19 protein-coding genes are annotated in these 19,890 nt (G+C 73.0%); 4 read left to right on the top strand and 15 right to left on the bottom strand.

What is annotated here, in order from left to right; all coding sequences use genetic code 11:
* Positions 1–82 precede the first annotated feature (82 nt).
* From ACFY6U_RS33290 to ACFY6U_RS33260, 7 genes are all read right to left on the bottom strand, one after another.
* Positions 83–1,594 (bottom strand): aldehyde dehydrogenase family protein, encoded by a 1,512-nt coding sequence (locus tag ACFY6U_RS33290; protein ID WP_351497995.1) that lies wholly within the window; start codon positions 1,592–1,594, stop codon positions 83–85.
* Positions 1,595–1,790: 196 nt separating this feature from the next.
* Positions 1,791–2,492 carry a DUF2637 domain-containing protein gene (locus ACFY6U_RS33285; protein WP_390044161.1) on the bottom strand — a complete coding sequence of 234 codons (702 nt, stop codon included), beginning with the start codon at positions 2,490–2,492 and terminating at the stop codon, positions 1,791–1,793.
* A gap of 21 nt (positions 2,493–2,513) precedes the next feature.
* Positions 2,514–2,693 (bottom strand): hypothetical protein, encoded by a 180-nt coding sequence (locus tag ACFY6U_RS33280; protein WP_390044159.1) that lies wholly within the window; start codon positions 2,691–2,693, stop codon positions 2,514–2,516.
* Positions 2,694–2,885: 192 nt separating this feature from the next.
* Positions 2,886–3,845, bottom strand: a complete 960-nt coding sequence (locus ACFY6U_RS33275) for a hypothetical protein (protein WP_390044157.1) — start codon at positions 3,843–3,845, stop codon at positions 2,886–2,888.
* 127 nt (positions 3,846–3,972) lie between these two features.
* The gene (locus tag ACFY6U_RS33270) at positions 3,973–4,323 is read right to left on the bottom strand and encodes a hypothetical protein (protein ID WP_390044155.1); all 351 of its coding nucleotides are present in this window, start codon (positions 4,321–4,323) and stop codon (positions 3,973–3,975) included.
* On the bottom strand, positions 4,313–6,070 hold the full coding sequence (locus ACFY6U_RS33265; protein ID WP_390044153.1) for a hypothetical protein: 1,758 nt from the start codon (positions 6,068–6,070) through the stop codon (positions 4,313–4,315). The genes ACFY6U_RS33270 and ACFY6U_RS33265 overlap by 11 nt, the downstream gene beginning before the upstream one ends.
* 183 nt (positions 6,071–6,253) lie before the next feature.
* Positions 6,254–7,024 (bottom strand): LysR substrate-binding domain-containing protein, encoded by a 771-nt coding sequence (locus ACFY6U_RS33260; RefSeq protein ID WP_390044151.1) that lies wholly within the window; start codon positions 7,022–7,024, stop codon positions 6,254–6,256.
* Between the two features lie 219 nt (positions 7,025–7,243).
* On the opposite strand from ACFY6U_RS33260, the gene ACFY6U_RS33255 reads away from it, so the two are divergent.
* Positions 7,244–7,930 carry a siderophore-interacting protein gene (locus ACFY6U_RS33255; protein ID WP_390044149.1) on the top strand — a complete coding sequence of 229 codons (687 nt, stop codon included), beginning with the start codon at positions 7,244–7,246 and terminating at the stop codon, positions 7,928–7,930.
* Positions 7,931–8,006: 76 nt separating this feature from the next.
* On the opposite strand, the gene ACFY6U_RS33250 is transcribed toward ACFY6U_RS33255, so the two are convergent.
* From ACFY6U_RS33250 to ACFY6U_RS33230, 5 genes are all read right to left on the bottom strand, one after another.
* Entirely contained in the window at positions 8,007–8,996 is a 990-nt protein-coding gene (locus ACFY6U_RS33250) for a malate dehydrogenase (protein WP_133028872.1), read from the bottom strand.
* A 399-nt stretch (positions 8,997–9,395) separates the two neighbouring features.
* The gene (locus ACFY6U_RS33245) at positions 9,396–10,436 is read right to left on the bottom strand and encodes a DUF2690 domain-containing protein (protein WP_390044147.1); all 1,041 of its coding nucleotides are present in this window, start codon (positions 10,434–10,436) and stop codon (positions 9,396–9,398) included.
* Between the two features lie 354 nt (positions 10,437–10,790).
* Entirely contained in the window at positions 10,791–11,267 is a 477-nt protein-coding gene (locus ACFY6U_RS33240) for a helix-turn-helix domain-containing protein (protein WP_390044145.1), read from the bottom strand.
* A 372-nt stretch (positions 11,268–11,639) separates the two neighbouring features.
* A complete protein-coding gene (locus ACFY6U_RS33235) occupies positions 11,640–12,068 on the bottom strand; it encodes a DUF3017 domain-containing protein (protein ID WP_390044143.1) in 429 nt (142 codons plus the stop codon).
* On the bottom strand, positions 12,058–12,912 hold the full coding sequence (locus ACFY6U_RS33230; RefSeq protein WP_351497971.1) for a bifunctional methylenetetrahydrofolate dehydrogenase/methenyltetrahydrofolate cyclohydrolase: 855 nt from the start codon (positions 12,910–12,912) through the stop codon (positions 12,058–12,060). The genes ACFY6U_RS33235 and ACFY6U_RS33230 overlap by 11 nt, the downstream gene beginning before the upstream one ends.
* A gap of 230 nt (positions 12,913–13,142) precedes the next feature.
* Here ACFY6U_RS33230 and ACFY6U_RS33225 point away from each other — a divergent pair, with 230 nt between their 5' ends.
* Positions 13,143–13,733 carry an RDD family protein gene (locus ACFY6U_RS33225; protein WP_351497969.1) on the top strand — a complete coding sequence of 197 codons (591 nt, stop codon included), beginning with the start codon at positions 13,143–13,145 and terminating at the stop codon, positions 13,731–13,733.
* A 79-nt stretch (positions 13,734–13,812) separates the two neighbouring features.
* On the opposite strand, the gene purH is transcribed toward ACFY6U_RS33225, so the two are convergent.
* On the bottom strand, positions 13,813–15,396 hold the full coding sequence (gene purH, locus ACFY6U_RS33220; RefSeq protein WP_390044140.1) for a bifunctional phosphoribosylaminoimidazolecarboxamide formyltransferase/IMP cyclohydrolase: 1,584 nt from the start codon (positions 15,394–15,396) through the stop codon (positions 13,813–13,815).
* Complete coding sequence (gene purN / locus ACFY6U_RS33215) at positions 15,393–16,022, bottom strand: phosphoribosylglycinamide formyltransferase (RefSeq protein ID WP_390044138.1); 630 nt, start codon at positions 16,020–16,022, stop codon at positions 15,393–15,395. Before purN ends, purH begins: the two co-directional genes overlap by 4 nt.
* Positions 16,023–16,358: 336 nt before the next feature.
* Between purN and ACFY6U_RS33210 the strand changes: the two genes are divergently transcribed.
* Positions 16,359–17,102 (top strand): hypothetical protein, encoded by a 744-nt coding sequence (locus ACFY6U_RS33210; protein ID WP_390044136.1) that lies wholly within the window; start codon positions 16,359–16,361, stop codon positions 17,100–17,102.
* Positions 17,103–17,132: 30 nt separating this feature from the next.
* Here the strand turns inward: ACFY6U_RS33210 and ACFY6U_RS33205 are convergent, their stop codons facing one another.
* Positions 17,133–18,851, bottom strand: a complete 1,719-nt coding sequence (locus tag ACFY6U_RS33205) for a DUF6350 family protein (protein ID WP_390044134.1) — start codon at positions 18,849–18,851, stop codon at positions 17,133–17,135.
* A gap of 96 nt (positions 18,852–18,947) precedes the next feature.
* On the opposite strand from ACFY6U_RS33205, the gene ACFY6U_RS33200 reads away from it, so the two are divergent.
* Complete coding sequence (locus tag ACFY6U_RS33200) at positions 18,948–19,790, top strand: sigma factor-like helix-turn-helix DNA-binding protein (RefSeq protein ID WP_390044132.1); 843 nt, start codon at positions 18,948–18,950, stop codon at positions 19,788–19,790.
* The last annotated feature ends 100 nt before the right edge of the window (positions 19,791–19,890 follow it).

Genomic DNA, 19,890 nt, shown 5'->3' with positions numbered 1-19,890 from the left:
TGGCTCACTGGCTCACTGGCTCACTGGCTCACTGGCTCACTGGCTCACTGCGAGGCTTCTGGCGTACGGCGGTCGGGAGGGCTCAGCCGGCGAACCAGCGCACCGGCCTCGGCGCGAGGTTCTGGTAGACGTGCTTGGTCTCGCGGTACTCGGCGAGCCCGGCGGGTCCCAGCTCGCGGCCGGTCCCGCTCCTTCCGAAGCCGCCCCACTCCGCCTGCGGGAGATAGGGGTGGTAGTCGTTGATCCACACCGTGCCGTGCCGCAGCCGCCCCGCGACCCGGCGGGCCTTCCCGGCGTCCGTGCTCCAGACGGCGCCCGCGAGTCCGTACTCGGTGTCGTTGGCGAGGGCGACCGCCTCGTCCTCGGTGCGGAAGGTCTCGACGGTGAGGACCGGGCCGAAGACCTCCTCGCGCACGACCCGCATCTCGCGGTGGCACTGGTCGAGGACGGTCGGCTCGTAGAAGTAACCGGTGGCCGGGCGGTCGGCGGACGGTTCGGGGCGCTTGCCGCCCGCGCGCAGCACCGCGCCCTCCGCCAGCGCCGACGCCACGTACGCCTCGACCTTGGCGCGCTGCTGCTCGGAGACGAGCGGGCCGCACTCGACGCCGTCCGCGGTGCCCCGGCCGAGCCGGATCCTGGCGGCCCGGCGGGCGAGTTCGGCGACGAACCGCTCCCGGACCGGCTCCTCGACGATCAGCCGGGCGCCGGCCGAGCAGACCTGGCCGCTGTGGATGAACGCGGCGTTGAGGGCCTGGTCGACGGCGGTGTCGAAACCTTCCTGCGTGGCGCAGGCGTCGGCGAAGACGACGTTGGGGTTCTTGCCGCCCAGTTCGAGGGCGACCTTCTTGACGGTGGGCGCGGCGGCCCGGGCGACCTTGGTGCCGCTGACCAGACCGCCGGTGAAGGAGACCAGGTCGACGTCGGGGTGCTCGGCGAGGCGGGCGCCGACGGTGTGACCGGGGCCGGTGACCAGGTTGGCGACTCCGGCGGGAAGCCCGGCCTCGGCGAGCAGTCCGATCAGCGCGACCGTCGTCAGCGGGGTGAGCTCGCTCGGCTTGACCACGAACGTGTTGCCGGCCGCGAGCGCCGGGGCGATCTTCCAACTCGCCTGGAGGAGCGGGTAGTTCCAGGGCGTGATCAACGCGCAGACGCCGACCGGTTCGGATACGACGACGCTGTGGACGTCGGCCGAGCCCGCGTCCACCACCCGGCCCGCGCCCTCCGCGGCGACCAGGTCGGCGAAGTAGCGGAAGGCGTCGGCGACGCAGTCGATGTCGACGCGGCCCTCCGCCACGGTCTTGCCCGCGTCCCGGCTCTCCAGGAGACCGAGCTGTTCGCGGTCGCGTACGAGGAGGTCGGCGACCCGGCGGAGCAGGGCGGCGCGCTCGGCGACGGGGGTCCGGGGCCAGTCGCCGGTGTCGAAGGCGCGCCGGGCGGCGGCCACCGCCGCCTCGGCGTCCTTCTCGTCGCCCTCGGCGACCACGGTGAAGGGCAGGCCGTCCGCGGGGTCGATGATCTCGCGTGTCGCGCCGGAGACCGCTGCCAGCCAGTCGCCTCCGGCATGGATGGTCGCTCGTGCCGTACTGTCCGCCATGATCGGTATTGCCTTCCGTTCCTGTTCGGTGCCCCTGCGTGACGTTCGGGTCACACTCGGGGACCGCCGGCACCTGCCCTCGACCTCGCATTGCATGCGCAATCAGCGGTCGAAAGTGTGCGGCGTCACTGAACAGTCGGACAAGACGGCACAAACCATCCAGAGAGGGCGATGACCCTCGTGTTCGTGTTCGAGCTCAGGGCGTCGTGCTCGCCGACGCGGCGGGCGTGGCGTGCCGGGGCCCGTTCTTGGTCGAGATCTGGCCGACGAGCTCCCAGAAGCAGACCAGGGCGGTGACGGGCGGAATCCCGAAGATGACTAAGGACAACAGCGCATGGGAGGAGTGGCTGATACACAGGGCCACGGCCACGACGGAGGCGGCCAGCACGACGCACCAGGACCGCCGCGCGCTCCGGCGCTGCGCGGTGGCCCGCAGGACGGACAGCGCCGCCACGAACCACGGGCCGTAGACCGTCAGCGGCCAGTACTGTGCCAGCCCTCCGGGGAGCACCGACGAGGCGATGCCGCGCAGCTGCGCGTAGGAGTAGCAGAGCGACCAGGCGAGCATGGACACCGCGCACAGCGAGACCGTCGCGATCAAGAGCGTGATGTGCGTGACGCTCCGGCCGCCGTCGAGCAGGTGGGAGTCGTGGCGGACCCGATGGCGGACCCGCCGACGGCTGCCCCGGCGCTGGGCCGGCACGTCCAGCAGGGTGGGGGCCGCGGTCACACCGGTCGGTGCGGACAGTATCTGCGCCAGCTCCTCGACCGGGTCCCAGTCGCTCGGCGCGACGTCCGGCTCCGGGGCACCCCAGGCGTGGTCGTAGAGACCGGGATGGTCGTAGAAACCGGTGTGATCATAGAGACCCGGCCCCGAGTCGTGCTGAATCCCGTCCATCGAATACCTCCGCACCCTGCCTCAGAACGCTCCGTACAGATCTGCCATGGTCCGCCGATATTCAATTTCCATCGCATTGATTCTCTTCAGGAAATCATCGAGCAGGTCCGAGCATGAGGTGATATCCATACCACCGGGCCAACGGAGCACAGTTGTCGGATGATCTTCGGCTGCGCACCAGTCCAATCGCGTCACGGTCACCTAACGACCGTCGGACGGGGCGGGATTTGGAGCGTTCGGGGGAATTCAGTCACCCGGAAGAGAAGTTATAGAATGCCCGTCGGCTCACAATTGAAGAATCTGTGAATATGCGCGGGATTGCGCTCCGGGAATACTGAATTTAAATGAACGGCGACGTGACCGGTGCGGGGAGGCGGTGCGGCGGCCCGTGACTCAGTCCGCCGCCGGGTCCGCGTCGCAGGTCGTGTCCGGCGGGCAGAACCAGTCCACCGCCGTCGTCAGGTAGGCCAGCTCGTCGTCTCCGCCGTCGGAGTCGGGGCCGTAGGAGGCGATGGCGTAGACCCTGCCGTCCTGTGCGACGAACCGCTCGTCGTACACGTGCCAGGTGCCGACGTCCGGCTCGCCGCTGATCGTGCCGGCCACGTACTCCAGTCGGGCGCCGGTGAACGGACCACCGTCGAGGCTGGTCAGGCCGAGCTCCTGGAAGCCGTCCGGCTTGGGGGTCTCGTCGGAGAGGTAGAGCTCGAAGGAGGCGTCCGGGGAGGCCTCCGCGACCTGGTAGACCTGCAGCCGGTGGGTGCGGTCGGGGCTGCGGTAGTTGACCACGTCGAACCCGTACGAGGAGGCGACGGCGGACCGCGTCCACCCCTCGGGGGTGGCGACCCGGAAGCCTTCGGTGTCCTGGCGCAGCTGGTACCCGGCCGACGGTGCGGGGGAGCCGGTGTCCGTGGACGGCTCCCCGCCCCCGGTACCGGGGGCGGAGGGGGTGGGGGTGAGGGGGGCGGAGGGGGTCGGGGTGACGGAGACGGCGGCCGTGGCGGGCTTGCGGCCGTCCCCCTTGCCGACCACCAGCGTCAGCACCAGGCTCGCGGCCACACCGACGACGGCGGCCCCGACGACGACGGACCACACGGTCCTACGGCCGGGCAGCCGTCCCCCCACCGCCGTCACCCGAGGCGGCTCGGCGGGCGCCCACTGACCGGCGGACGGCCGGGAGACCCCGCCCCCACCGCTCCCGGCACCCCCCGAGGCGACCACGGTCTCCGCGGCAGCCTCCCCGGACGCCCAGCCGCTCCCCCCGTCCGACCACCACTCGGCCGCTGGAGCGGGGGCGGGGACCGAGGGCGGAGCCGGTACCGGCGGTGTGGTGGCGGGGGGCGGGGGTGTGGGCATGGGCGGGGGTGTGGGTATGGCCACGGGCGCGGGCGTGGGTGCCGGGGCGGGGGCGGTGGATCCCTCCCCCCAGCGCTGGGCGTCCTCGTTCCAGTGGCGTGCTCCCCCGTTCGTCATCGTCGGCCTCTCAGATTCCGAGCAGGCCGGCCAGGGCGCCCGCCGAGGCCAGGACGTTCAGGAGGGCCTGGGAGTCGGTGAGGAGTTCGCGCAGGCGTTGCCGACGGGTGGGACCCGCCTGGCCCGTGCTGGTGATCTCCTCCTCGGTCTCGGCGAGCGCCGCGCCCAGCGCCGCGGTCTGCTCGGTGCCCCGCACCCGCTCCAGGTCGGCGCGCAGCTCCCGTACCGCGGCGAGGAGTTCCTCGTCGGCCCGGTCGGCACCGGCACCGTGGTGGTGGCTCTCGGCATGCGCGTGGCTGCCGATGGCGAACGTGCTTCCCGACACGTTGCCGAAACTGACCTGCGGCTCGTCACCGGCCATGGGTGTCGGCCCCCTTCTCCTGTACGACGCTGCCGGCGGTGGCGTGGCTGCCGACCGCGAACGTGGAGCCCTCGACCCGGCCGATGCTCACGTCGTTGCTGACATTGACGATCTTCTGGACGAACTCGCCGGTCTCGTACCCGGCGTCGGCGAGCGCGGCCCGTACGCCGTTCGCCACCCGGTCCTGGATGCTGCGCAGATAGCGGACCACGTCCATCTCCTGGAAGTGGGAGCCGACGTCCACCGCGGCCAGCTCGCGCACGGACAGCGCGGGCCCCTCGGGCAGCGCGCCCGCGTGCCCGCCGGTCAGCAGCCGCCAGACGTACACCGCGCCCCGGCCGAGCTGGACCAGCGAGCGGCCCACGGAGCCGGGGAGCAGGACGAGCGCGGCGGCGGTCTTGCCGAGCCGGTTGTTGTTCCGGAACCGGTGGGCGACCCGGTCGGCCTGCTTGAAGTCCGCGCGGACCGGCGTGAGGACGTGCGGGGCGATCTCCAGGACGAGCATCCGGCCCTGGGTGTGGACGCGCACGAACACCGTGACGACGAGCTCCTCCTCCCAGCCGTCGACCCGGATGCGCAGGAAGTGCCGGCGCTTCTCGGCGCCCTCCTCGACGGCCCGCGCCCGGTGCTCCTCGAAGGCCTGCGGGGTGTAGGGCGCCTGCTCCCGGCTGAGCAGCCCCTCGGCCGGCAGGAACACGCACTCGTCGATCTCCAGCTGGCGCAGCCGGTCGCGGGCGCCGGGGCCCGCGTACTCGGCGGGGATGCGGAGCCGTTCCAGCAGCGGGCGGATCCGCTCCAGGACGGCGCGGTTGCTGAGCGGCAGGTGCTCCTTCTTCAGCTCGTCGGGCCGCAGCTCGACGGCGAGCACCCAGGTGCTGTAGGCGGTGCCGGCCCCGCAGAACGGATCGGCCTCGTTGTACATGATCAGCGGGGCGTGCTGTTCGGTCCGGATGCGCTGCCTGAGCCGCTGGAAGCGGGCGCTCTCGGTCTGCTCCGCGGGGTCGTTCGCCGCGTCCGGGAAGCGCTGCGGGGAGAGTTCGCCGGCCAGAGCCCGGCTGAACCGGGTGCGCTGGGCGTGCCCGCACAGGGCGACGCCGGCCAGCACGGCGAGCGCGAGCCAGGCGTGCCAGGGCTTCGCGAGGCCGCCGAGGTCGCCGCTGCCCGGGACCAGCAGGCCGGCGAGGCCGGTGGAGTGCGAGTAGCCGGAGCCGTAGGAGCCGTCGTCCGGGTACGACTGGTACGAGGTGCCGCTGTCCGAGCCGCCGCCGAAGGCGATGACCAGGGTGAGGACCAGTGCGGTCGCGAAGAAGACCCGGCCCCACCAGCGGACCAGGAAGGCGCCGATCGCCCGGTAGAGCGGCGGCACCACGGTGAGCCCCTGGATCCAGGGGGCGACGGCGAGCGCGATGCCGGGCAGCAGGAAGAAGGCGAGCAGCCAGCCGCTGAGCGGCAGTCCTACCGCCCACAGGCCCAGGATCGCGGCCGCCCACAGCAGTTCCTGGCGGCGGGCGCGCAGCGCGTGGGCGAGGACGCGGGCGGCGTCGAAGCCGAGCGAGGGGGCCACGAACCGCTGTTCGTTGAGGTCGAGTTCCTCGATGACCCGGTCCCGGTAGCCGGGGTCCAGGTAGGCGCCCGCGCACAGCAGCCGGGTCGCCTCGCTGGCATACGGCGGCACGGCCGGCTGTGCGGGCGGTGCCGGCTCGGGCGTCGCCCGCTGCGGTTGTTGCGGCACGTAAGCAGTGCTCACGCCATCCCCCGATGCGTGTGAAATGCGGTGCTGGACGTCAAGTTGACGAGCCATCAGCATAGGGGGGCGACGGTGACCGGCGGAACGGAATTGCCGGAAGACACCGCTGGTAGGGAGTCGGCCGGCGGTCATGCCCCGAAGGCTGCGGGCCGCCGCCGGCAACCGCTCCGGAGCCGCCGGACGTCAGGTTCCGGCGTCGGTCGTCAACTCCCTTACACAGCGCCGCAGCCAGGCGTGGGCCGGGTCGGCGTCGTGGCGAGGGTGCCAGGCCAGGCCGATGGGGATCGGGGGCAGGGGCAGCGGGACCTCGAAGGTGGCGAGGCGCAGGGCGGTGGCCAACGGGACGCCCCAGGAGGTGATCAGGCCGACCAGGTCGGAGTCGCGCAGCACGAAGAGGGAGGCCGGGAAGGTTCCGACTGTTCCCACCACCCGGCGTTCCAGGCCGAGTTCGGCGAGTGCGGCGTCGACCGGGCCGTGCAGCCTGCCGCGCCGCGAGACGTTCAGGTGACCGGCCTCGGTCGCGTACCGCTCGGGGGTCAGTTCACCGGCCAGCAGCGGGTGTCCGGACCGTACGACGCCGAGCATGCGGTCCTCGTGGAGCTGCTCCACCCGCACCTCGGGCGCGGTGGTGTCGATCGACCCGACCTCCAGGTCGGCCATGCCCTGCCGCAGGTACGGCAGGTCCACATGGGCCTCGGCGAGGAAGCGGATGCGGATGCCGGGCGCCTCCGCGGCGGCCCTGGCGAAGAGGACGGCGGCGTGGGTGCCGGCGATCGTGTCGGAGCCGACGATCGTGAACGTCCGGGAGACGGTCCGCAGATCGGTGTCCCGGCCCGGCGCGAACAGCGCCCGCGCCCGCTCCACCACCGCACTCACCTCGGCGCGCACGGCGAGGGCGTGCGGGGTCGGCACCACGGCGCGCGGGACCGGCGCCGCCCTCGGGGTCGCGGTCACCGGCACGATCCTGTCCGCGCACGGCGACCTCGGCTCCGGGATGGGCCCGGCCCTGCGTACCGTCGCCCTGCTGGTGCTCGCGGCGACGGCGCTCGTGGTGGCCGGTCACGGCGACCGCGCCCCGACACGTACTATCGCGTCCGACCCGGAACGCGTACTATCGCGTTCTACGGCGCCTGAGCAACTCCCCCCGTACCCCGGCCCGTTGAGGAGCCCCCGATGCCCGCCCTCCTGAACCCCGTCCTCGACCTGCTGACCCTGCGCGGCACCGTCACCGATGCCGAGCAGATCACCGCCCGGATGCGCCGGCTGCGCATCGACGGCGACCAGCTCGCCGGCCTCGACGTCCGGCCCGGCCAGCAGGTCCGGGTCCTGGTCACCGGGCTGACCCTGCGGACGTACTCGGTCTGGCAGTACGACCCGTCCGGCGTCGTCGAGCTGTGCGTCCTCGACCACTCCGAGGGCGGACCGGGCGCCCGGTGGGGCCGGACCGTCGGGAAGGGGGAGCAGGTGCGGCTGCGCAGGCCGGAGGGCACCTTCACGCTGCGCCCGGACGCCGCCCACCACGTCTTCGTCGGCGACGAGACGGCCGCGGTCGCCTTCGGCGCGATGCTCGCGGCACTGCCCGGGGAGGCCCGCGTCTCCGGCTGCGTCGAGACGGAGACGGCCGCCGACCGGCTGCCGCTCACCCACGCGGAGCGCCTCGACTGGGTGCTCCGGACCGAGACCTCGCTGCCGGAGGCGGTACGGCGGCTCGCTCCCGAGCCCGGCGGGGTGGCGTATGTCGCCGGGGAGGCGCGGGCCGTGCAGGCGGTGCGGAAGGTGCTGGTCCAGGAGGCGGGGTGGGACCGGCGCGCGGTCCTCACCAAGCCGTTCTGGACGCCGGGGAAGCGGGGGATGGAGTGACGCCCGGCAGCCGGGCGGACGGGAACGGGCCCCGTTCCGGAGGAGTCCGAACGGGGCCCGTGAGGTGCGGGGAGGCTCAGATGAGGCCGAGGGCGCGGACCGCCTCGCGCTCCTCCGCCAGCTCCTGCACCGAGGCGTCGATGCGGGCGCGGGAGAAGTCGCTGATCTCCAGACCCTGGACGATCTCGTACTTGCCGTCCTTGGTGGTGACCGGGAAGGAGGAGATCAGGCCCTCCGGGACGCCGTAGGAGCCGTCCGACGGGATGCCCATGGAGGTCCAGTCGCCGTCGGCGGTGCCGTTGACCCAGGTGTGGACGTGGTCGATCGCGGCGTTGGCGGCGGAGGCCGCGGAGGACGCGCCACGGGCCTCGATGATGGCCGCGCCGCGCTTGGCGACGGTCGGGATGAACTCCTCGGCCAGCCACTTCTCGTCGTTCACGACCTCGGCGGCGTTCTTGCCGGCGACGGTGGCGTGGAAGATGTCGGGGTACTGGGTGGCGGAGTGGTTGCCCCAGATGGTCAGGCGCTTGATGTCGGCGACCGTGGAGCCCGTCTTCTTCGCGAGCTGGGTCAGCGCGCGGTTGTGGTCGAGGCGGGTCATCGCGGTGAAGCGCTCGGCCGGTACGTCCGGGGCGGCGGCCTGCGCGATCAGCGCGTTGGTGTTGGCCGGGTTGCCGACGACCAGGACCTTGATGTCGTCCGCGGCGTGGTCGTTGATGGCCTTGCCCTGCGGCTTGAAGATGCCGCCGTTGGCCTCCAGGAGGTCACCGCGCTCCATGCCCTTGGTGCGGGGGCGGGCGCCGACCAGGAGGGCGACGTTGGCGCCGTCGAAGGCGACGTTCGGGTCGTCGGAGATGTCGATGCCCTGCAGGAGCGGGAAGGCGCAGTCGTCGAGCTCCATGGCGGTGCCCTCGGCGGCCTTGAGCGCGGGGGTGATCTCCAGGAGGCGGAGCCGGACCGGCACGTCCGCGCCGAGCAGCTGGCCGGAGGCGATGCGGAAGAGCAGGGCGTAACCGATCTGGCCGGCCGCGCCGGTGACGGTGACGTTCACGGGAGTGCGGGTCATGGCGTTCTCCGTATGACAGCTGGCGGTGGGCGTCCTTGCCCTGGGTGCCCTGGGGTGCGGACGTACAAATGATCGATCTCTTGGTATCAAGAGATCCACCGGTCAGGCTATCGCGCATCAAGGATGCCGGAGGGCGAGGGGTCCGTGTGGCTCACCCCACAAAAGAGGCGGCCGCCTGTCCGGGAGAGGTGGGACAGGACGGCCGCCACTCGGGGGTACCGGTTTCCGGACTCCCGTGGGGGATACGTGTCGCGTGCCCAGACAGGAGGCGGGCATTCCTGTGTGCCGCCGATTTCTTCGCGGGCCGGCATGGTGCGAGGTCCGGGGGCTGCCGCCCCCGGGTCCCCGCTGTCGGCCTCCGGGCTCGTCCGCGAACGCCGGACGGCCTGACATTCGGGCCTACGCCGTGCACCCCGTCCGCCCCGAGGCCAGCGTGGCGCAGGCCTTCGCTGCCGCCGCGTCCCGCACCGCCAGCATCGGCGTGTACGCGATCGTGTCGCCGGCGGCCGTGATGTCGCCGCGTTCCGTGGTGGTGCCGGCCGTGACCCGGACCGAGTCGCCCCGGGCGGCCCCGGTGATACGGCCCCACGCGGCGCCGCAGGTCCGGCTGTAGCGGACCTCCAGGGTGGTCGCGCCGACCGTGACGGTCTTCGCGGTGGTCACGAGGTCGCCGCTGCACCCCATGGCCTCCGCGTCCTTGCCGGTGCAGCCGGCGCCCGCGCACTTCACCCCGGCCGGGAGGTCGCTGCCGGTGGCGGTGGACGGGGTGGCCGAGGCGGCGTTGCCCTGGTTCTTCCTGCCGCCGCCGTCGCTTCCGGTGAAGAAGAGGACCGCGGCGACGACCACGACCACCCCGACGACCCCGGCGAGGAACATCGTCAGCCGCCGCCTGCCGCCGCCGGGCGGGGCCGGGGGCGGGGACGCGGTCGGGCCGCGGGAGCCCGGGCCCTCCCGGCGGTTGGCGTCGGGTGCCGTCGGCTGGGGCGGGATGGTGGGCGAGACGCCCGCCGGTCCGGCGATCCCCGGCATCGCCACCGCGCTGCCCGTCCGGCGCAGCGCCTTGCCGCCGCCGGAGGAGGAGGACGTGGCGGGCGGTGCCCCGAACTCCCCCAGCGCGGCCCGCGCCTGGGAGATCCGGATCGCCTCCATGGTCATGTCGTGGCGCATCTCCGAACGGCTCCAGGCCCGTTCGGCCAGCTCCCACATGGTCGTGAGGTGGACGGGATCGGTCTCGGTGACCTCGGCGAGCGCGACGACCGCGCCCTTCGGCGCCAGCAGGCGGCCGCCGAGATAGCGCTCCCAGGACGTCCTGGCGTAGCCGGTGCGGTCGGACAGCGCCGCGACGCTCAGGCCGCTGCGGTCCACGAGCCGCCGCAGCTGGGTCGCGAACTCCTTGACCTGCGGATCGAGTTCGTCCGGCAGGGCTTTCCAACGAGGCATTGCTTCCCCCCTCTTCCCCCGGTCCTCTTCCCCCGGTTCGGTGCCGTGTCTTCCCCCGCGCTTCCCCTCGCGCGGTGCCCCCCGCGCCGGTCCCCGTCTGGCTACCCAGCGGGACGCGGCGGCCCCGGGGAACAGTCCCCGGGAAGGGGGCGCACAGGAGCACTGACCCGTCCGGCATGCACCGTTGCACGCCGACCGCCGTACGGTCCAACGGGCCCTCGGCTCGTCCCGAATGGACACGTTAGCCCGGTTGTGAGTCGACTCCGTGACATATCCGCGAACTTGTCAACACATCGACACACCGGTCATCCGGCCGTGACCTCGCAGGTCACAGCAGGTCACAGGGGGCGCACCTCACCCGAGAGCCACCGCACCGACGACGGCCACGAGGAGCAGGGCGAGCAGCAGCAGGACCGCGTACAGCAGCAGGCGGCCGTGCGGGCGGGGCGCCGGGTCCTGTTCCGGCCGTTCCCACCACGGGAGGGTCGGATCGTCCTCGTACCCCTCCGCCTCCCCCGCGCCCGGCGGCCGGTCCGGGTCCGGCGCGGTCGCCGGGCGCGACCAGGCCTCGACGGCGAGCTCCCAGCGCACGGCGTGCCGTTCGGCGTCCGTGTCGGCCAGGCCCGCGACCCGGCACAGCGCGACGACGGCCTGGCGGGGCGGTGGCTGCACGGCGTTGAGATAGCGCTGCCAGGAGGACTTGCTGTACGCGGTACGGGCACCCAGCGCGACCAGGCTGAGGCCGGTGTCGTCCTTGAGGAGCCGCAGCTGCTCCACGAAGTGCCGCACCTCCGGCGGGAGCCCCTCCGGCAGCGGCTGCCAGCCGCCCATCACGCACCTCCACGGCCTGCCTCGTTGCCAGTTCGTTGCCAGTTCAGAGCGGGTGACGACGGCGGGCGGCCCGCCGGTTCCCGCAGGCAGTGGCAGTGCGGGCGGCCCGTACCGGAACTGTCACCTCTCTGCCACAGCCGGTGGACAGCCGTTGAACAGCGGCCGCGCGGTGGAAGGCTGATTCCCGACAGCGGTCCGTCCTGCTCGGGGGAGGGGACGGGCCGCCTTTCGGCCAGGGGGAGTCTTTTCAGCGCCGGCCGCGGGAGCGCCCCGAAGGGGCGCCGCAGGTACCCCCGGCCGAAGGCTGGGGGAGGAACTGCGCGACCAGCCCCCACGCACCCACACCCGAAAGCGAGAGCGAACCCGAACCCCTCAGCTCTTCATCGTGAAATGCAGCGTGTCCTTCAGATACGGGATCACCAGCCACGGCTTCGGCTGCGCCATCAACGCCAGCAGCACGATCGCCAGCCCCAGCACCCCGTACGTCGCGATGTCCGTGAACCGCGACCGCACCGCGAGCATCCCCACGCTCGGCAGAATCCACCGCATCACCGCCCCGGCCAGCAGCGCCGCCCCGATCAGCAGCGCGCCGACCCGGAACTGGTCCAGCGAGGTCAGCAGCAGCCCGACCGCGACGGTCGACAGCACCACCAGCATCGGCCACTGCCGGGCCGGTGCCGGCAGATCCCCCGACGCGGCCCTGCCGCCCCCTTCGGGGCGCGCCGTGTCCCGGGTGAACAGCGGGAAGCGCCGGGTCGCCCGGCGCCCCGCACTCTGCTCGTGACCGCGGTCAGCCGACACTGCGCTCCGCCGCCTCGACCACGTTGACGAGCAGCTGCGCCCTGGTCATCGGCCCGACACCGCCGGGGTTCGGCGAGAGCCACCCGGCGACCTCGGCGACCCCGGGGTGCACGTCCCCGACGATCTTGCCGTCGGCGTTGCGGGAGACACCGACGTCGAGGACGGCGGCGCCCGGCTTGACGTCCTCGGGGCGGATCAGGTGCGGGGAGCCGGCGGCGGCGATGATGATGTCGGCGCGCTTCAGGTGCGACGCGAGGTCCCGGGTGCCGGTGTGGCACTGGGTCACCGTGGCGTTCTCGCTGCGCCGGGTGAGCAGCAGCGGCATCGGGCGGCCGATGGTCACGCCGCGGCCGACGACCACGACCTCGGCGCCCTTGATCTCGACGCCGTACCGGCGCAGCAGGGTGAGCACGCCGTTGGGGGTGCAGGGCAGCGGCGCGGGCTCGCCGAGCACCAGCCGGCCGAGGTTCATCGGGTGCAGGCCGTCCGCGTCCTTGTGCGGGTCCATCAGTTCCAGGATGCGGTTCTCGTCGATGCCCTTGGGCAGCGGCAGCTGGACGATGTAGCCGGTGCAGGCGGGGTCGTCGTTGAGCTCGCGGACGACCGCCTCGATCTCCTCCTGGGTCGCGGTGGCCGGGAGTTCGCGCTGGATGGAGGCGATGCCGACCTGCGCGCAGTCGCGGTGCTTGCCGGCGACGTACTTCTGGCTGCCGGGGTCGTCCCCGACGAGGATCGTGCCGAGGCCGGGCGTGACGCCCTTCTCCCTCAGCGCCGCCACGCGGGCGGTCAGATCGGACTTGATCGCGGCTGCGGTGGCCTTGCCATCGAGAATCTGGGCGGTCATGGGTCCATCCTCGCGGATGCCGGTCCCCCGGTTCCAGTCGGGTGTGCGGTCATGATCAATGATGTTGCACTTGCACAACACATCGCGAATCGGACTGGACAACAACTCGCCCGTACTTAACGATGAACGGCGCAGTATCGCGGTCCGGTGGGGGGCAAAACCGCTCAGTTCATGACGTACCTCCGTCCTTGTCCGCGTCGTCCCCGCAGGTCAAACGGAGGAAACCCGTCATGAGTTTCGGCGCGCCCAACAACCCCTACGGTCAGCCGCAGGACCCGCAGCAGGGCCAGCCCGGCTACGGCTACCCGCAGCAGCCCGGCTACCAGCAGGCCCCGCAGGGCGTCCCCCCGCAGCAGGGCTACGGCTACCCCCAGCAGCCGGGCTACCCGCAGCAGGGCGGTTACGGCTACCCGCAGCAGGGTTACGGCGCGACGCCGCCGTACGCGAACTGGGGCCAGCGCTTCGGCGGCACGATCGTCGACGGCCTGGTCTTCCTGGTGCCGTACATCCTGGTGCTCTTCAGCAGCAAGGCCGCGGTGCTGGGGATCATCGGCGGCCTGGCGATCCTCGGCCTCGCGATCTGGCAGCTGATCATGGAGGGCCGCACCGGCCAGACCATCGGCAAGAAGGCGCTGGGCATCCGCCTGGTCAAGGAGGCCACCGGCCAGCCGATCGGCGTCGGCATGGCCTTCGTGCGCCGTATCGCGCACATCCTGGACAGCCTCGCCTGCTACCTGGGCTGGCTGTGGCCGGCGTGGGACGCCAAGCGCCAGACGTTCGCCGACAAGGTCTGCGGCACGATCGTGATCCGCAGCAACTGAGCGTTCGCCGGTACCCCAAGGGCCGTGTCCCCCGCCGAGGGGGACACGGCCCTTGTGTTTGCGCTCCTGGTGCGGCGGCTCAGTGGAAGAAGTGCCGCGTCCCGGTGAAGTACATCGTCACGCCCGCCTTCTCGGCGGCCTCCACGACGAGTTCGTCACGGACCGAACCGCCCGGCTGCACCACGGCCTTGACGCCGGCCGCGGTGAGGATCTCCAGGCCGTCGGGGAACGGGAAGAACGCGTCGGAGGCGGCGTAGGAGCCGCGCGCCCGCTCCTCCCCCGCCCGCTCGACGGCGAGCTTCGCGGAGTCGACGCGGTTGACCTGGCCCATGCCGACGCCGACCGAGGCGCCGTCCTTGGCGAGCAGGATGGCGTTGGACTTCACGGCCCGGCAGGCCTTCCAGGCGAACGCGAGCTCCGCCAGCTCCGCCGCGCCCAGCGCCTCGCCGGTCGCGAGGGTCCAGTTGGCCGGATCGTCGCCGTCGGCCTGGAGGCGGTCGGTGACCTGGAGCAGCACACCGCCGTCGACGGGCTTGACCTCGACCGGGTTGGCGGGGGCGCCCGGCGCCCTCAGCACCCGGATGTTCTTCTTCCTGGCGAGGGCCTCCAGGGCGCCGTCCTCGTAGTCGGGGGCGACGATGACCTCGGTGAAGATCTCCGCGACCTGCTCGGCCATCTCCTTGCTCACCGGCCGGTTGACGGCGATGACCCCGCCGAACGCCGACAGCGGGTCACAGGCGTGCGCCTTGCGGTGCGCCTCGGCGACGTCCGAACCGACCGCGATGCCACAGGGGTTGGCGTGCTTGATGATCGCGACGCACGGCTCGTCGTGGTCGTACGCGGCACGACGCGCGGCGTCCGTGTCCGTGTAGTTGTTGTACGACATCTCCTTGCCGTGCAGCTGCTCGGCCTTGGCGAGGCCGCCGCCGCTGGCGTCGACGTAGAGGGCGGCGGGCTGGTGCGGGTTCTCGCCGTAGCGCAGGGTGTTCTCGCGCTCCCAGGTGGCACCGAGGAAGTCGGGGAACTGCGACTCGTCCACGGGCGCGTACTCGGAGGCGAACCAGCTCGCGACCGCCACGTCGTACGACGCCGTGTGCTGGAAGGCCTCGGCGGCGAGCCGCTTGCGGGTGGCGAGGTCGAAGCCGCCGTCGGCGACCGCGGCGAGGACGTCGGCGTACCGGGCGGGGCTGGTGACGACGGCGACCGAGGGGTGGTTCTTGGCGGCGGCGCGCACCATCGAGGGGCCGCCGATGTCGATCTGCTCGACGCACTCGTCGGGCGAGGCACCGGAGGCGACGGTCTCGCGGAACGGGTAGAGGTTGACGACGACGAGGTCGAACGGCTCGACGCCGAGCTCCGCCAGCTGCCGCTGGTGGTCCTCCAGGCGCAGGTCGGCGAGGATGCCGGCGTGCACCCTGGGGTGCAGGGTCTTGACCCGGCCGTCCAGGCACTCCGGGAAGCCGGTGAGCTCCTCGACCTTGGTGACGGGGACGCCGGCGGCGGCGATGCGGGCGGCGGTCGAGCCGGTGGAGACGAGTGCGACACCGGCCTCGTGCAGCCCGCGGGCGAGCTCTTCGAGCCCGGTCTTGTCGTAGACGCTGACGAGCGCGCGACGGATGGCCCGCTTGCCGCTCTCGGCCGTGACAGTGCTCTCGGCGGTCACTGGATAACTACCTTTCGTCCCTCAATGCGATAGCCGTTGCGGGCGATCCGCCCCACGACCTCGACGAGCAGCCTTCGCTCGACGTCCTTGATGCGCTCGTGCAGAGCGCTCTCGTCGTCCTCGTCCCGGACCTCCACCACGCCCTGAGCGATGATCGGCCCGGTGTCGACGCCGTCGTCGACGAAGTGGACGGTGCAGCCGGTGACCCTGGCGCCGTACGCGAGCGCGTCGCGTACGGCGTGGGCCCCCGGAAAACTGGGCAGCAGCGCGGGGTGCGTGTTGACGGTCCGCCCCCCGAACCGCGCCAGGAACTCCTTCCCGACGATCTTCATGAACCCCGCGGAGACGACGAGGTCGGGTTCGTGGGCGGCCACGGCGTCGGCCAGTGCCCGGTCCCACTCGTCCCGGGTCCCGAAGTCCTTCACCCTGGTCACGAAGGTCGGGATCCCGGCCCGCTCGGCGCGCGCGAGCCCCTCGATGCCGGCTCGGTCGGCACCGACGGCGACGACCTCGGCGCCGTAGGCCTCGGCGCCGTTCTCGGCGATCGCGTCGAGGAGCGCCTGGAGGTTGGTGCCGGATCCGGAGACCAGCACGACGAGGCGCTTGGCCACGGGCTTGGCGGCCACGGTGGGGCCCTTTCTCGGGGAAGCGTCGGTACGGCGGCCGGACTCGCACCCGCTTTGTACATTCGTACGAGTGCTTCGCGCCCCGGGATACGGGGAAGTCTACGAAGCGGCCGACCGTCAGCAACGATACCGGCACACCGGGCGGCCCCCACGGGACGGGGGCGTGGCCGGAAGGTAGCGTCTGGGAGGTACCGAGGCGGGAACGCGTCCGGGATACGACGCGTTCACCGGGTAGGCGGTCGTTTCGGCTGCCGTGCCGGTCGCCCGCAGCCATCCGCCGTATCCAGCCATCAGCTCTGTTCTGTTCATCTTGATCTAGGGGAAGACGCTCACTTGATGCCGGACCGCAGCCTGGGACTTCGCATGCTCCCCCCGCAGTCGGTACAGGGAGGGACGCGTTTCGCCGTGCTGCTGCGGGAGCGGCCGGCCTCGCCGCCGGACGCGCCCTCGGACCGGCCGAAGGGCGACCCGCAGGACGACAACCCCTTCGCCCCGCCGCCGGAGGGCACGCCGGACAGCCCGTGGCGGCCGCGCCGCCCGGCCGGTGACGACGACGGGGAAGCGCCCTGGGGCAGTCAGTGGAGCGACCGCCAGCCCGGCCGGCAGTCCGGCGGCTTCGGCCAGCGTCCCGACGGCGGCCCGGGCGGCGGCGGCCAGAACGGCCCCGGCGGCCCCGGCGGACCCGGCATGCGCTGGGACCCGACCGACCCGGCCCAGCGGCGGGCGCGGTACGCGCTGCTGTGCGGCATGTGGGCCTTCCTCTTCGCGCTCTTCAGCTGGCCGTACGTGGCACTGCTGCTCGGTGCCCTGGCTCTCTACTGGGGCATCAGCGCGCTCCGCGCCAAGCCCCGCAACCCGGACGAGGCCGCCACCGGCCGCCCCCAGACGACGGCGGCGATCAGCGGCCTGGTCACGGCGTCCCTGGCACTGGCCCTGGTGGCGGCCAACTTCACGGCCCAGATGGTCTACCGCGACTACTACACCTGCGTCTCGGACGCCCTCACCAACGAGGCCAAGCAGTCCTGCGACCACCTGCTGCCGCAGGAGCTGCGGGGGGTACTGGGGAGCGGGAACAGCTGACGGGACGGGGGTGACGCGCAGCCGGGAGAGTCAGGGGCCGTCGGTGTCCTCGGCCGGCCTGCCCGGCTCGGCCGGCTCGGACGTCCCGGTCGGCTCGGACAGCTTCCGCAGCGCCGTCCAGCGGGCCTTGCGCGCCGCCTCGTCCTCCCAGGGGCCGGGCGGCGGGTCGACCGGCAGCACCTCGTGCGGCTCGGCCGGCAGCGCCTCGTACCGCTCGGAGGTGTCGCCGTCGCCGTCGGCCTGATCGGGCAGCAGTCCGACCACGATGACCGAGGCCGGGGTGGCGGCCGAGGCCGGAGTCGAGGCGGGGGGCGAGGTCGGGGCGGGGGCCGAGGCCGACGGCGTACGGCTCCCGTGCGTCTGCTCCTCCTCCGCGTCCTGGCCGTCCCGCGGCTTCCGCCCGGCGAACCCCAGCCATGCGGCGAGTGAGACGGCGCCCTCCCGCCGCCACGCCCGCAGCGTCAGGGCTCCCGGCAGGCCCACCGCGAGGAGCCAGCCGCCGGCCGCCGCACCCGTCTGCCACCAGACCGGACCGAAGGCGGTGAGTGCGGCGACGCCCAGCGGGCCGCCCGCCAGCTCGGCCAGCGCCGCGAGCAGGAGCGCGCACAGCAGTGCCGCCAGTGCCACCACCCCCGCCGTGCGCTCGGCCGACCAGCGCCGCCCGGCCGCCCGTGCCGCCACGAACCACGCCATCGTCGCCCCGGCCGCCACCGGCACCGCCCCGGCCGCCCAGTTCAGCGGAGCTCCGGGACCGTGCTCCGGCACGGCCGCCAGCAGCGGGAAGGGCGGGAGCAGCGGTGCCGGATGCGAGGCCAGCGGGTTCACGAGATGCCCGGCGCCGAGCGCGAAGCCGGGGCCCACGGCGTACGACGCGGACCACACCGCCGCGTTCGGGATCAGCGCGACGCAGAGGAACAGCACCGCGCACCGGCCCGTCCAGCCCTCCGTCAGCTGCAGGAACGAGGCCCGCGCGGTGCCTCCGTGCACCACCAGCGACACCGCGAGCAGCAGCGTCCCGCCCCCGAAGAACACGGCCGTCCCGGCGAGGGACGCGCGGAGGGCCGTACCCCACCGCACCCGGGTGTCGCGCCCGAGCAGCCGCCGCCGTACCGCACCCGGCAGTACCGGCACCAGGCGCAGCAGCGGTTCACGCGGACGGCCGTACGCCGTCCACACCCCGGCGCCCGCCGCGCACGCCGCGAGCAGCGGCGGGGACACCGCCACCCACGCCCACTGGGGCCGCAGTTCCCCACCGGACGCGTACAGGGCGGCGCAGCCGCCGACGCCGAGGTAGCCGGCGACGACCCCGGCCCAGGCCGTACGGGCGCGGACCGGCGGCGGCGCGTCGGGGTCGTCGACGTCCGGCGCGTCCACCGCGTACCGCGCCGCCCGGTGCAGTAGCAGCGCCGGCACCAGGATCAGCAGCAACGGCGTCACCCCGACCGGGGCCGGTACTCCGGACAGCGTGTCGGTACGGACCAGTTCGACGCCGTGGGCGAGCAGCCACAGCGCGGCCGCGACGTGCAGCGCGCCGCCCGGGCCGCTGTCGGGGTACGGCGAGCTGACCCACAGCGCGATCGTCAGCACGGCGAAGGCGCCGAGCCCGAGTCCGGCCGCGAGCGCACCGGCCGCCAGGCTCGCGCCCAGTCCCGGGGAACGGTCGCGCACCCGGCTGAGCAGCGGCGGCGACGACGGTCGGCGGGACGGCAACGACGGTCGGCGGGCGGTCATCCGAATCACGACCGCCATGCTCCCAACGACACGCGCTTTTCCGTCGTAACCGATGAACAGCCGAAGTGTCGCTCAATATATGTTTATGTGCTTTTTCGAAGGGAGGTGCGCCCGATGACGCAGAGCCCTGCCCGTACCGACGAGGCCGGACCGTCCCCCACTCTGACGCCCGCTCAGGCCTTCGACGCGCTCTACGCGTTCTGCGCCCCGGCCCTGGTGCGGCAGGCCTACCTGCTCACCGGCCGCCGGGAGCTGGCACAGGAAGCCGTCGAGCGGGCCTTCCAACTCGCCTGGCAGAACTGGCCGCAGGTGGCCTGCGACCGGGACCCGGCCGGCTGGGTGCGGGCGGTGGCGCACGAGTGTGCGCTCTCCCCCTGGCACCGGTTCCGGCTGCGCTACCGCCACCCCGAACCACCGCCGGCCGACGCGGCCGACCACGCGCTCCTGGAGGCGCTGCTGAAGCTGCCGCCGACGTACCGGCGCACGCTGTTGCTGTACGACGGCGTCGGCCTCGACCTGCCGGAGACCGCGGCGGAGACGGAGGCGAGCACGCCGGCGGCGGCCGGCCGGCTCACCCGCGCGCGGCGGCTGGTCGCCGACCGGGTGCCGGAACTCGCCGACCCCGCCGCGCTGCACCGCCGGCTGGCCGAACTGGCCTCGACGGAGCGGTTGCAGGCGGCCCAGCCGCCCACCGTGCGGACCTACGCCGAACAGCGGACCCGTTTCTGGACCCGGTCCGCGCTCGCCTTCACGGCGACGATCATCGCGGCGACCACCCTCACGCTGCGGACGGCGCCGACGCACTACGAGGCACCGATCGGCCCGGCCCAGGCGATCAGCGGGGTGCCGGCGGAGGTGGGGCTGGGGCCGTTGTCGGCGGGGGAGCGGGCGTTGCGGCTGAAACTGCAGGGGCTTGTTCACAACGGCCCGGAGAGACTGGTGCCGGTAGCGAGGTGAGTACGTCGGCCGCGGGCCGGTGGGGGCTGGTCGCGCAGTTCCCCGCGCCCCTGACGGGGCGCTGCAGTCGCGTCGGCTTCCTGGCTGCGGGCAGTCGTGC

Source organism: Streptomyces sp. NPDC013157, from assembly GCF_042899865.1.
GTDB lineage: Bacteria > Actinomycetota > Actinomycetes > Streptomycetales > Streptomycetaceae > Streptomyces.
This window is presented reverse-complemented; position numbering and strand designations above follow the sequence as displayed.